A 12111-nucleotide genomic window follows, 5' to 3' on the forward strand; every position below is an offset into this window, starting at 1 on the left:
AACCCAGCCGAGCGTCTGCGTAATCTACTGACAGCCACCTAAGCCATCAGGTGTTGCGAGGACCCCCAGAAACCGCCATCCGACCGGGGGCCCTCGTCGTACGGGTGGATCAGCGCGGTGCGCCAAGCGGGGACGGCACCAGGTTCACGTCGTCCAGGTTGACGTACATGATCCGGTGACCGAACTGGACCTGCACGTACCGGTTGTCGCCCCGGACGACCGTCTGGTCGTGGGGGGCGGAGCCGTCGAACGTGGTGGCCCGGTAGTACTCGCCGGGGAGCAGGTTGCCGACGGCGTACCGCTGGCCGGCCGAGAGCGTGTACTGCAGCGGCGAGATCGCCTGGTACGGCACGCCCTCCGGGTAGGCGGCCTGCTCCGGGTAGGCCCGGCCGTACACCGGGATGGTGGCCTTACCGGCCTTCGGGGTCACCACGAACCCGACGGTCCACTTAGCCGTTGGCTTGGCGGCGGGGTTGTGGAACCACCCCTTCTGGCCGAGGTACCAGATCGCGGTCCAGTCGCCCTGCACCTCGGCAAGCGCGTACGTCTGGCCGGCCGAGACGCGGGCGCCGTGGTCGGAGACGTACGTGGTGTTCGGGGTGCCGTCGGGCCGCAGCGCGATGTCGTTGACCAGCGGCGCGTCGTGGCTCGGCGCGTTGTGCAGGAACAGCGCGGAGGAGCCGCGCAGCGGGCAGGGGGCCGTCGCCGGGGGCGGGTTCGGCACGCCCGGAGGCTGCCGGTTGCAGCCGGTGAACGGCGGCTGGTTGGTGGCGAAGTCCGGGTCGATGGTGACCAGCCCGGTCCGGTGCGTGCCGGTCGACTTGAACGGCGCCTTGAGCAGGTCGAAGTAGTGCGACCAGTTCCAGTACGGTCCCGGGTCCCAGTGCATGCCGCGCACGTTCGCGGCGACGGTGCCGGGGACGTTGTCGTGCCCGATGATGTGGTTGCGGTCCAGCGGGATGTTGTACTGCCGCGCCAGGTGGCGGACCAGCTTGGCGGAGGTGCGGTACATCGCCTCCGTGTACCAGGTGCCGTGCCCGGCGAAGCCCTCGTGTTCGAGGCCGATGGACTTGGCGTTCACGTACCAGTTGCCGGCGTGCCAGCCGACGTTCTTGGTCTTGATGTGCTGGGCGATGTGCCCGTCCACCGAGCGCAGGGTGTAGTGCCAACCCACCCGCTTCGGGTCCTTGACCAGGTTGACGCTGGGACCGAAGTAGCCCTCGGTGTCGTGGATGACGATGTACTCGATCTTCTGCTGGGTGGGACGGTTGCCCAGGTCGTGGTTGCCGTAGTCGCCCAGGGTGGGGCCGTAGTTCTCGTACGGCGCCGGGATCCACTCGCAGGAGATGTCGCTCGGGCACTCCAGCCCGTCCGGTCGGGCGAGCTTGCGCAGGCGCAGCCGGTCCAGCCAGGAGCGGTCCGGCTGGACCGCCCGGCCGGCCAGCGTGACCCGCTGCCCGTCGTCGGTCACCCGGCTGTCGCCCGTGGCGATGGTGGCGTACACCTCGTTGGCGAAGGCCGCCGCGGCGTCGGCGCTGTCCGCGCCGGAGTACCGGGCCACCGCGCCGTACCAGGTCGCCGGGTCGGTGCCGGCGCCGACCGGGGCGCCGATCTCCTTCTGGTACGCGGCCAGCAGCGCCGCGCCGCCCCGGATGTTGGCCGTGACGTCCGTCCGCAGCGACTCCTCGCTGGCGCCGGTCAGGTCGGCGGCGGCGTCGACGGTCCGCAGCGCGGCCTCGGCGGGCGGCGTGGCGGCCGGCGGCTCGCCGGCCTCGGCCAGGGACGGGCGGGAGTCGTCGCCGCGCGGGTCCTCGGTGCCCTCGTCGTGGTGCGTGCCGCCGGCGAGGGCGGCGACGTGCTCGGCGTCGGTGAGGTGCATCGGTCCGTAGCCGCCGCTGGTGCTCGGCGTGCCGGCGTTGGTGTCCCAGCGGGACTGCAGGTAGGAGACCCCGAGCAGGACGCTCTCCGGTACGCCGTACTCGGCGGCCGCGGCGGCGTACTGCTGCTGCCGGTCGTTCACCGGCGCTGCCGCGGCGGCGGATCCGGCGGCGGTGAGCGGCGTCGTCGCCATGGCGGCTGCCACGGCGGCGGCCAGCAGGACGCGTCTGCTCCTCGATGTCGCTGACAGGTGCATCAGACCCCCAGTTCGGACGGGCAAAGGTGGGGTCACCTTCGCCCCGCCCGCCGCCTCTGGTCAATACCTTTCCGTCAGACACTTCAGAAGGAAGGAAATCTTCGTTGCCCGGGTTGCGGAACCGCCCGACCCGGGTGGGTACGGAGTGTCACTGCCCGTAGGGTTGCGGATCGATAACGGTCGTCTCTACTCTGGTCCTTCGTCGGCCGGTGACATTCCGTCCAACCAGGGCGGTGACGGTCCGACACCGCCGAGTCGCTCCCGAGCGAGCCGGGGACCCATGTTCCCCGGGGTGAATCCGCAGTCCTGCGGTAGGGCGCCCCTTCCCGCCCGAACCCGTCAGCTAACCCGGTAGGCGGTACGGAAGAAGGAGTACGAAGCCCGGTGGCACACCATGCCCCGCGGCCACCGTCGGCCCGGTCGGCCCTCGCCGACCCGGTGACGGCTGCGCCGCGCCCACGCTGGTACCGCTGCACCACCGCCCTCGCCGCCCTGGCCGCGTTCGCCGTCGTCCTGACCGGCGGCGCCACGGCGGCCCACGCCGAACCGACGGTCGCCGAGATCGAGCGGCAGATCGACGAGGACTGGAACAAGCTCGAACCGATCATCGAACGGCACAACGCCACCCGACAGGACCTGGCCGCCAGGCGAAAGCAGGCCGACGCGCTCGCCGCGCAGATCGGTCCCCTGGAGAAGCAGGTCGACCAGGCGATGGAGAAGGTCGGCGCGCTGGCGGCCCGCGCCTACAAGGGCGAGAACGTCTCCGCCGTCAACGCCCTGCTGGGCAGCCGCTCACCGAGCGAGATGATCGGGCAGCTCGAGCTGCTCGACCAGTTCGCCCAGCACCAGCAGCAGGACGTGCGGCAGGTCGCCGAGCTGCGCGACCGGCTGGCCGCCAAGAAGGCGCCGCTGGACGAGATGGTCGTCCAGCTCAGCCGCACCGAGGCCCAGCTCGCGGCGAAGAAGAAGCAGATCAACGCCGAGATCGACCGGTTGCAGAAGCTGCGGCTGCGGGTCTACGGCAACGGCGGCGGCGGGCCGCTGCGCCCCGCCCCCTGCCCGGCCGGCTATCCCGGCGGCCCGGCCGGCACCGCCGTGAAGTTCGCCTGCGCGCAGATCGGCAAGCCCTACGTCTGGGGCGCCGAGGGGCCGAACTCGTACGACTGCTCCGGCCTGATGCTCGCCGCCTGGGCGAAGGCGGGGGTGTCGCTGCCGCACAACGCCGCGCAGCAGCGGCGGGCCACCGCGTCCGTCAGCCGGGGCGAGCTGCGCCCGGGCGACCTCGTCTTCTACTACAGCGACCTGCACCACGTCGGCATGTACGTCGGCGGGGGCTGGGTGGTGCACGCCTCCCGGGCCGGGGTGCCGATCAGGATGAAGAAGGTCGACGACGGCCCGATCCACAGCTACGGCCGGCCCGGCTGAGGTGCAAGGAAGGGCACCTTCCTGACGGATCCGGTAGAGGAAGGTGCCCTTCCTGACACGTAGCGGCCCGGGTCAGCGGGTGGGCCAGGTGCGCCAGTGCTGCCAGGAGCGGCTCGGGGTCGGGCCGCGCTGCCCCTGGTAGCGCGAGCCGTAGACGGCCGAGCCGTACGGATGCTGCGCCGGCGACGAGAGCCGGAAGATGCAGAGCTGGCCGATCTTCATGCCCGGCCAGAGGGTGATCGGCAGGTTGGCGACGTTGGACAGTTCGAGGGTCACGTGACCGGAGAAGCCCGGGTCGATGAAGCCCGCCGTGGAGTGGGTGAGCAGGCCCAACCGGCCCAGTGAGCTCTTCCCCTCCAGGCGGCCGGCGAGCTGGTCGCCGAGCGTGATCACCTCCAGCGTCGAGGCGAGCACGAACTCGCCCGGATGCAGCACGTACGGCTCGCCGTCGGGCACCTCGACCATCGACGTGAGGTCGTCCTGCTGCTGCGCGGGGTCGATGTGGGTGTAGAGGTGGTTGTTGAAGACCCGGAAGTGCTTGTCCAGGCGTACGTCGATGCTGGACGGTTGCACCAGCGCGGGCTCGAACGGCTCCAGCGCGAGCGTCCCCGCCTCGATCTCGGAGGCCAGGTCGCGGTCGGAGAGCAGCATCCGCACACCTTAGCGACCGACACGCGTGACCTGCGTGTCGGAGTGCATCTTCGTACAATTGTTCGATAGAATGCCGGCATGGCTTCCTGGTCCGAATTCGCCGCCGACGAGCCCCGCCTCGCCGACGGGATCCGCCTCCTCATGCAGCAGTACGGGCCGGGCTTCGGCTACCTGGCCACCGTCCGCGCCGACGGCGGTCCCCGGGTGCACCCGGTCTCCCCGGTGATCACCGACGAGGGGCTCTTCTGCTTCGTCGTCGACTCGCCCAAGCGGCGCGACCTGGAGCGCGACGGCCGCTACGCGCTGCATTCGTTCCCGCCCGAGGAGAGCGACGACGAAGCCTACGTCGCTGGCCACGCCCGCCCGGTGACCGACCCGGCGCGGGTCGCCCGGCTGGCCCGCAGCCACCGGGCCGCGCCGCAGGTCGACTGGCGGGTCTTCGAGTTCACCGTCGACGTGGCGATGCTGGCCCGCCGCGAGTCCGGCGTCGCGGGCGGCGCCAGCGAGTGGCACGGCCGGCCCGCCGTGCAGGTGTGGCTCGACCCCCGCGCGGCCGACGTCGGCACCGCGCTGGTGCCCGAGACCCGGTCGGGGCGCGTCGGCGACCACGCCGCCCGCCCCGCCGCCTGAGACGCGGTGCGGCGCCCCGGGCCGTCCCCCTCCGGGGCGCCGCACCGTGACCACCGCCCGACACCCGCGTGCGCGGCCGCACAGACGCCGGTGCCGGCCCCGTCGAGCGAGGCCGGCACCGGTGGAGTCGTACGGCGGAACTACGCCGCGCGGTACGCGTTCCAGGCGGTCAGCATGCGGCTGGCCTGCCCGGCGGTGAACTGGTACATGCAGGAGTCGTAGCTGTAGTCCATGAAGTTGGTGATCGGGTCGACGCCGGGGGCGGTGCAGGTGTTCCGCCCGGTCGGGCAGCCGGAGGCCGGCGAGGCCTCGGCAGCGGTGTCGCTGACGCTGTCGCCCGAGCCGGAGCAGCCGCCCTGGAAGGTGTGGTAGAGGTTCAGCCAGTGGCCGACCTCGTGGGTGCCCGTGTCGCCCTGGTTGTAGTTGGTGGCGGTGCCGCCCGGCAGCGACTCGCTCAGCACGACGACGCCGTCCATGCTGTTGAGGTTGCGGGTCGGGAAGGTCGCCCAGCCGAGCAGGCCGTTGCTCAGCTCGCCCAGGTAGATGTTGAGGGTGTTCTTGCCGCCCGTACGCAGCGAGGTCTTCATCGACCGCTCCGCCGAGGAACCCGACACGATCGGGTACCAGGACGGGTTCGTCACCCGGTTGATCTTCTGGAGCTGGAAGCTGAACGCGGTGGACGCGCCGCCGGTGGCCCCGCTGAACGACTGGTTCAGCACGTTGATCTGCGAGTTGACCATCGAGTCGGGGATGTTGCCGCCGGCCCGGGTGCTGTTCTCCTGGATCACGTGCACCACCACCGGGATGGTGACGGCGGCGGCCATCGTGGAGGCCCCGGCGCCGGTACGGAACCGGGCCCGCTCGCGCAGCGCGGCGGCCATGTCGGCCTCGCGCTCGCGGGTCTCCGCGAGGGTCAGCTCGTTCGGCTCGTGCTTGGCGCCGCTGCCCGGCTTGACGCGGGCGTCCGAGTGGACGTCGGCCGGCTCGACGCAGACCTCGGTCGGGGCGGCGGAGAAGGCCGAAGCGGCCGGTACGACACCGACGGCGGCGGTGCTGAGCAGCAGCGCGAGGGTCGTCGACGCGACGCCGGCCGTACGCCGGGTCAGCAGGTTGGGACGGAGTCCCATGGGCCCACCTCTTTCTGGCGGCGCGACAGGGGGTATGTCACGCCGTGGCTGGAACGTTGGGCAGACGTTACAACCCATCGATTGATTTGAGAATGGCCATATGTTGCCGCGGTGGAAATTTTCCTGGCAGCGGCTGGGCGCGCATCGACGTTGCTTCACGCGGGACGCGACTCGCCGTCCGGATCCGGACCACGGCGCGCGGGACGGGCTCGTCGGGCCACGCGGACCGGGCAGTTCATGGTCGGCGGTGACGCGGCGGAGTGGTGGCGCGGCTGGCGGTGGCAGGGGAGCGGTGGCGCGGGCGGGCAGTGATGGGCTGGCGGTGGCGCGGCGGACGGTGGCCTGACCGTGGTAGCGGCGTGGCTGGCGCGGCGTGGAGCGGCGGGCGGGGGCGCGGAGCGATCTTGGTAAGTTCAGGCCCCTCCGGCGGCCGTTAGCTGCCAAGATCGCGGCACCGGGTGGTGTCGGAGGGGTACCTGGGTGCAGCGTCGTGACGACTCAGGTACAGTGGTGCCGCCTGCGGGTGTAGTTCAATGGCAGAACATCAGCTTCCCAAGCTGACAGTGCGGGTTCGATTCCCGTCACCCGCTCCAACGTGAGGCCCCAGCTCAGGAGAAATTTCCTGGCTGGGGCCTCATTCGTTGCTATCGCTTCTTGCGCACGCCTCGACCTGAGCTGCGCTGATCTATCAGCACACCACCCGCGAGCGTGACGAGCACATCGCCGACGCGCTCAGCTCGCAGGTCATTGCTGAAGTGCGGGTAACGCTTGGCGTGACCGCTACCCGCGCAGGCGGCGTAGAGGAGCAGCCGCGATCAGCGCGCTGAGGCGTCGCAGTGCCGAAGACCGTCATGCTTCCTGACGAAGCTCGTAGGCGCGGATTACTCGGACCGTGGGATCGGCGCTCTCGGGCGTCCGTAGCCGGTCGGTCAGGAGGAAATCGGGCAAGCTGAACCCGGACCCGTGCTCATGCTCGGCCAGCACGAACGTTCCGCCTTGCCTCTCGGGCTGCCACCCGTGCTCCAAGGCATATCTGATGACGGCTCGTACGTCGGCCGGCGTCGGATAGGTGCCGTCCGTGGCGCATGCCCCCCATGGCGCGGGCCAGGCGACCGAGAGTAGATCCGCCTGGAGTGCCTGGCTCGTCTTTCCAGCGCCCCACACGCGCAGCCGGATGCACCGGTGGCAATCACGGCTGCCCAGCACGTGCCGGATCTCCGCGCGCCACACGAAGATTCGTGCACCGATTCGCATCTGCCGCAGTCGCGTCCGCACGTGGTCACCTCACGGTCGATCTTCCCCGGCTCCGCCGTTGCCCACCAAGGTATTTCCCCGCGCCACCTAGCGCCGGTCGAGTCGCCTGGCGTGCACGCTCGTGCGCGCTGCGCGCCCCTATCGCGGCCGTGAAGGCCTCCGCGACTCCTTTCAACGATCTCGTCGGGCATCAGGTGGGACGCGAGCGTCAAGCATGTCCCGTGACAGGACATGGACCTCGTCGGCGTCCATGTCGGCGGTCACGACCACCGTTCTAGCCCCTGCGGGCAGGGCTCCGCCACCGAGATCCACCGCCCGGCCGGACGGCGGCGAGATCGCCGCGTTCATGCCGAGCATCGACGGCGACCAGGCGCGCTGCCGCGGCACGACGAGCGGTTCGAGGCCCCGTAGGCCCGGGGCCGTGGCGGGAGGGCCGGGATCGGTCGTACGGGCCGCCTACGCTCCCGCCGTGATTGCAGACCTGACCCGGTTGCTGAGTTCGCTACCGCCCGCTGCACTGCCGCCCGGCCGCACCGTCGAGCCGGAGGACGGTGGACCGCCGCCGTACTGGCTGAGCGACGCCTCGGCCGATCCGGGGCTGTGGGCGCGGATGCGGTCGTGGCATCCGGAGACCGGGCTGTGGCCGCTGCTGCTGAGCGGGTTGTCGAGCGACGAGAGCCGCCCGTGGGCTGACGGCGAGGTGTATCCGGCCGACATGTCGTCGCCGGAGCGCCACGACGTGACGGAGCTGCTGGCCCGATGGTGGGCCGGCTGCACGACGGTCGACGAGGACGAGACGTCGGCCGCCAGGGCCCCGTTCGGCCGCAACTGGCCCGGTCTCGCCAGGCCCGGCGACCTGGTGGAGGCGCCCGACGTGCTCGCCGACGAGTGCGTCGAGTTCCTCGTGGACGGGCGGACGCGTCTCGGGCTCGTGCCGGCCACCCGCAGCGCGGACACCCTGGCCGTGGTGGGTTGGTCCGGCCCGACGAACCACACCGGCGACGCCGGGGAGATCTCGGCGGTGCTGCGCAGCTGGGAGGACCGGTTCGGCGTACGGGTGGTCGGCGTCGGGTTCGCCACCCTGAACCTGAGCGTCGCCGCGCCACCGACGTCCACCGGGCACGCCCTGGCGGTCGCGGCCGAGCACTTCGCCTTCTGCCCGGACAACGTCTGGCAGGGCGCCGGATCTCTGACCGCCTACGCCGAGCAGCTCCTCGGCATGCGCTCCTGGTCGTTCTGGTGGGACTGACGACGGCGCCCCGCCGCCCGATGCCCCGGCGGTCAGCCGACGGCGGCCGTCGGCTGCGGGCTGCGCCGGGGTACGGCGGCCAGCGCCAGCCCCAGCAGCGCGCTCGCCGCGCCCACCACGAACAGCAGCGAGCCCGCCGGCTGACCCAGCCACTCCCACAGCGGGTGCCACGTCGGGTGCGGCTCGGCGCGGTGATGCTGGAGCAGGCTCGGGACGGTCAGCAGTACGGGCGTCCACCAGAGGAACAGGGTGATCGCGAGCAGGACGCTGACCGCTCCCCGGGCGGGATGTGCCGCCTCGGTGCGCCGGCTGGCCCAGCCGAGGACCAGCCAGCCGAGGGCCGCTCCCAGCAGACCACCGGTGACGCCGGCCGGCAGCACGGCAGGCGGGGCCGTCCGGCTCAGCGCCAGCGACAGGTTGCTGCCGTCGGGCGAGGGCGGGGCGGCCACCTGGAGTTGGAGGACCGTGTCGCCGCGCCGGGCGAGCACTGTGGTGTCGGTGATCGTGACGACCTGGACGCACGTCTTGTCGACACAGCCCGGGTTGCTGCGGACCTCCGGCTCGTACACCTGCCAGCCGGTCTCGCGCAGGCGCCGCTGCGCCAGGGCGAGCGTCTCGTCGGCGGGCATCGGGGGTGTGCCGGCCGTGCCGGCCACGACGGTGCTCTGCTGGTATTCGCCGCCGTCCCCGAGCAGCAGGTTGTCCAGCGCGCGGACGGTGAGCGGCTGGCTGTAGAAGGTGAAGAAGGCCGGCGCCAGGTCGACGTCGCCGAGGTCGTGACCGGGCAGCACGGCGGCGAAGACGGCGGCGGTCTCGGCCCGGTCGGGCTGTGGCGCAGAGGTCTCCCAGGCGGCCCGGGTGGCGAGGGCGGCGGTGAACAGGCCGCAGATGACGGCGGCGAGGGTGGCCCAGACGCCGACCGTGCGGCTGGCCGGTCGTCCGAGCCGGCAGCGCAGGCCGTGCCGGATCAGGTTGGCGGCCTCGCGCGGCGTCGGCCGGGTGCGGTCCGGCGGCGCCGCGTCCAGCAGGACCCCGACCATCTCGTCGGCCCGGGCCTGCCGGTAGGCGCGGGGGTGGCAGAACAGCAGCCGCCGGTAGCGGCGGGCGAGCGGGTCGCCGGTCGTCGGCATGACTGTCCTTCCGATCGGTACGCACCGGCGGGCCGGTGCAGCAGACGGGGTGCGGGTGCGGGGCGGTCAGGCGGTGCCGGGGCGGAGCGCGCGCAGCCGGCTCTCGGCGGCGGTGGCGAGCTGCCGCAGCCGCGCGGTCTCGACGTCCAGGGCGCCGATCCCGTCGGGGGTGAGGCGGTAGTAGCGGCGGAGCCGGCCGTCGACGGTCTCCTCGCGGTCGGGCGCGACGAGCCCCTGGGCGTGCAACCGGTCGAGCGCGGCGTAGAGGGTGCCCGGCAGCAGGGTGACACGCTGCGCGGACAGGGCGGTGACCTCGCGGATGATGCCGTAGCCGTGCCGGGGGCCACCGGCGAGCGCGGTGAGGATCAGGAAGGTCGGCTCTCGCATCGCGGTCACGGGCGACACCATATTCAGATCATCGATATATCGTCAAGGCCCGCCCCGACCGCGACGGCCTGGCCCGCCCTTCGCCACGAGGCCTAGGCTGGCGATCATGCGGATTGGCATCGTGATCCTTCCCGACCAGCGTTGGTCCGACTCGCGTCGCCGCTGGTCCCAGGCGGACGAGTGGGGCTTCGACCACGCCTGGACGTACGACCACCTGGGCTGGCGGGACCTGGTCGACGGGCCCTGGTTCGACTCCGTGACCACGCTGACCGCCGCCGCGACGGTGACCTCCCGCATCCGGCTCGGCACGCTGGTCGCCTCGCCGAACTTCCGCCACCCGGCGGCGTTCGCCCGGCAGGTCACCGCGCTCGACGACGTCTCCGGCGGGCGGCTGCTGCTCGGCCTCGGCGCCGGCGGCATCGGCTTCGACTCGGCCGTGCTGGGCGGGGAGACGCTGCCGCCGCGCCAGCGGGTGGACCGGTTCGCCGAGTTCACCGAGCTGCTCGACCTCATCCTGCGCGAGGACGGCACGACCTGGCGCGGGGAGTGGTTCACCGCCGTGGACGCGCGGAACACCCCGGGCTGCGTCCAGACGCCCCGGGTGCCGTTCGTGATGGCCGCCAACGGGCCCCGGTCGATGCGGCTGGTGGCGCGCTTCGGCCAGGGCTGGGTCACCACCGGCCCCGACGAGGACGACCTGGAGCGCTGGTGGGGCGGGGTGGCCGAGGCCGCCGCCCGGATGGACGCGACGCTCGCCACCGCCGGCCGCGACCCGGGCACCCTGGACCGCTACCTCTCGCTCGACTCCGCGCCGGTCTTCTCGCTGCGCAGCGCCGAGTTCTTCGCCGACCAGGTCGGCCGGGCCGCCGCCCTCGGCTTCACCGACGTGGTCACCCACTGGCCCCGGGCCAGCAGTTGGTACGCCGGCGACGAGGCCGTCCTGGCCGACGTCGCCACCCGCCTGCTGCCCGAGCTGCGTCGCGCCTGACCGGGCGCCTTCGCCGGCGACGTCAGCCCGGCCGGCCGGTGGACGCGTCGAGCCGGCACCCTCAGGTGCCGAGGTCTCCGGTGGTGATGCCGCCGTCGCCGCCGGAGACCAACCGGAACCGGATGCAGACGACCTCGCTGTCGTCGGTGACGGGGGTACCCACGCGCGCCCAGTAGGCGGCGTGACCGGCGCGCCACTCCTCGATGGAGCGGTCCCCCTCCCCTTCGGAGCGGGCGAAGTCCCACGGCACGTCCGCGAAGCGGACCACCTCGACGCCGGTGACCTCCACGACGCCGACCAGCGCGTCCCCGTCGTCGACGAGGGCCAGCCGCTCGCCGGCGTGCTCCAGCTCCTCGCCCTCCTCGGCGTACTCGGTGGTCAGCCCGGCGGTCGCCGTCTTCACCCCGGCGAGCACCAGGGCGTTGAGCCGCGTACGCAGCTCACCGGGGGTGCCGAGGGCGAGGGTGCGCAGTCCACCGATCCGAGGCCACATCCTGCCGACCGTACCGGCACCGTCGATCAACCGTCGTGGCATTTCCGCCCCCACCGTCGGTGCGGCGGGCGCTACGGTGGGTGGGGCGACGATCGGGAGGCGGCATGGCGGACAGGCGCGCGGTGCTCATCCCCGGCCGGGGCTACGACACCCGGTTCCCGCTCTTCGTCTACGCCGGCGAGGCGCTGCGCCGCCTCGGCTACGCCCTGCACGCCCTCTCGTGGGAGGTGCCGGAGCGGTTCGCCCCCGACCGCGACGGGCCGGAGCCGGCCATCGAATGGGTGATCGGGCAGGTCGCCCCGACCCTCGCCGAGCCGACGCACCTGCTGGTCGGCAAGTCGCTCGGCTCGATGGCCACCCCGCTCGCGGCCGACCGCCGGCTGCCGGCCGTCTGGCTCACCCCGCTGCTGCACGTGCCCGCCGTGGTCGACGGCCTGCGCCGCGCCACCGCACCGTTCCTGCTGGTGGGCGGCACGGCGGACCCGTCCTGGGACGGCCCGCTCGCCCGCCGGCTCAGCCCGCACGTGGTGGAGATCGAGCAGGCCGACCACGCGCTGATGGTGCCGGGCCCGCTGGCCCGCTCGGCGGAGGCGCTCGGCCGGGTCTGCACGTCGGTCGAGGACTTCGTTCAGATCAGGTGACC

12 protein-coding genes, 1 tRNA gene and 1 riboswitch are annotated in these 12111 nt (G+C 72.5%); of the genes, 6 read left to right on the forward strand and 7 right to left on the reverse strand.

The features are described from left to right. Positions 1-109 precede the first annotated feature (109 nt). The gene (locus ACPXCB_RS17000; RefSeq protein ID WP_425876494.1) at positions 110-2071 is read right to left on the reverse strand and encodes an N-acetylmuramoyl-L-alanine amidase; all 1962 of its coding nucleotides are present in this window, start codon (positions 2069-2071) and stop codon (positions 110-112) included. A gap of 301 nt (positions 2072-2372) precedes the next feature. Beyond that, a riboswitch (cyclic di-AMP (ydaO/yuaA leader) is annotated at positions 2373-2506 on the forward strand. Between the two features lie 12 nt (positions 2507-2518). Between ACPXCB_RS17000 and ACPXCB_RS17005 the strand changes: the two genes are divergently transcribed. Then, complete coding sequence (locus ACPXCB_RS17005) at positions 2519-3559, forward strand: NlpC/P60 family protein (protein WP_425876496.1); 1041 nt, start codon at positions 2519-2521, stop codon at positions 3557-3559. A gap of 72 nt (positions 3560-3631) precedes the next feature. Here ACPXCB_RS17005 and dcd read toward each other — a convergent pair whose 3' ends face one another. After that, a complete protein-coding gene (dcd, locus tag ACPXCB_RS17010) occupies positions 3632-4210 on the reverse strand; it encodes a dCTP deaminase (RefSeq protein ID WP_425876498.1) in 579 nt (192 codons plus the stop codon). A gap of 78 nt (positions 4211-4288) precedes the next feature. On the opposite strand from dcd, the gene ACPXCB_RS17015 reads away from it, so the two are divergent. Beyond that, a complete protein-coding gene (locus tag ACPXCB_RS17015) occupies positions 4289-4840 on the forward strand; it encodes a pyridoxamine 5'-phosphate oxidase family protein (protein WP_425876500.1) in 552 nt (183 codons plus the stop codon). A 140-nt stretch (positions 4841-4980) separates the two neighbouring features. On the opposite strand, the gene ACPXCB_RS17020 is transcribed toward ACPXCB_RS17015, so the two are convergent. Then, the gene (locus tag ACPXCB_RS17020; protein WP_425876502.1) at positions 4981-5967 is read right to left on the reverse strand and encodes a zinc metalloprotease; all 987 of its coding nucleotides are present in this window, start codon (positions 5965-5967) and stop codon (positions 4981-4983) included. Between the two features lie 519 nt (positions 5968-6486). Between ACPXCB_RS17020 and ACPXCB_RS17025 the strand changes: the two genes are divergently transcribed. Then, positions 6487-6560: transfer RNA gene (locus ACPXCB_RS17025), tRNA-Gly, on the forward strand. A 256-nt stretch (positions 6561-6816) separates the two neighbouring features. Here ACPXCB_RS17025 and ACPXCB_RS17030 read toward each other — a convergent pair. Next, positions 6817-7242 carry an integrase gene (locus ACPXCB_RS17030; RefSeq protein WP_425876504.1) on the reverse strand — a complete coding sequence of 142 codons (426 nt, stop codon included), beginning with the start codon at positions 7240-7242 and terminating at the stop codon, positions 6817-6819. A gap of 448 nt (positions 7243-7690) precedes the next feature. Between ACPXCB_RS17030 and ACPXCB_RS17035 the strand changes: the two genes are divergently transcribed. Continuing rightward, positions 7691-8470 carry a DUF4253 domain-containing protein gene (locus tag ACPXCB_RS17035; protein ID WP_425876506.1) on the forward strand — a complete coding sequence of 260 codons (780 nt, stop codon included), beginning with the start codon at positions 7691-7693 and terminating at the stop codon, positions 8468-8470. Positions 8471-8502: 32 nt separating this feature from the next. On the opposite strand, the gene ACPXCB_RS17040 is transcribed toward ACPXCB_RS17035, so the two are convergent. Both ACPXCB_RS17040 and ACPXCB_RS17045 read right to left on the reverse strand, forming a co-directional pair. Then, entirely contained in the window at positions 8503-9600 is a 1098-nt protein-coding gene (locus tag ACPXCB_RS17040; RefSeq protein ID WP_425876507.1) for a hypothetical protein, read from the reverse strand. Positions 9601-9666: 66 nt separating this feature from the next. Next, the gene (locus tag ACPXCB_RS17045) at positions 9667-9987 is read right to left on the reverse strand and encodes a PadR family transcriptional regulator (protein ID WP_425876753.1); all 321 of its coding nucleotides are present in this window, start codon (positions 9985-9987) and stop codon (positions 9667-9669) included. A gap of 106 nt (positions 9988-10093) precedes the next feature. Between ACPXCB_RS17045 and ACPXCB_RS17050 the strand changes: the two genes are divergently transcribed. Further along, a complete protein-coding gene (locus ACPXCB_RS17050; RefSeq protein WP_425876509.1) occupies positions 10094-10975 on the forward strand; it encodes an LLM class flavin-dependent oxidoreductase in 882 nt (293 codons plus the stop codon). 61 nt (positions 10976-11036) lie between these two features. Here the strand turns inward: ACPXCB_RS17050 and ACPXCB_RS17055 are convergent, their stop codons facing one another. Beyond that, positions 11037-11468 (reverse strand): ASCH domain-containing protein, encoded by a 432-nt coding sequence (locus tag ACPXCB_RS17055; RefSeq protein ID WP_425876511.1) that lies wholly within the window; start codon positions 11466-11468, stop codon positions 11037-11039. 104 nt (positions 11469-11572) lie between these two features. Between ACPXCB_RS17055 and ACPXCB_RS17060 the strand changes: the two genes are divergently transcribed. Continuing rightward, positions 11573-12109: an alpha/beta hydrolase gene (locus ACPXCB_RS17060; protein ID WP_425876513.1), complete on the forward strand. Its 537-nt coding sequence runs from the start codon at positions 11573-11575 to the stop codon at positions 12107-12109. Positions 12110-12111: the final 2 nt, after the last annotated feature.

It is taken from the genome of Micromonospora sp. DT62 (assembly GCF_049847285.1).
Lineage (GTDB): Bacteria > Actinomycetota > Actinomycetes > Mycobacteriales > Micromonosporaceae > Micromonospora > Micromonospora reichwaldensis.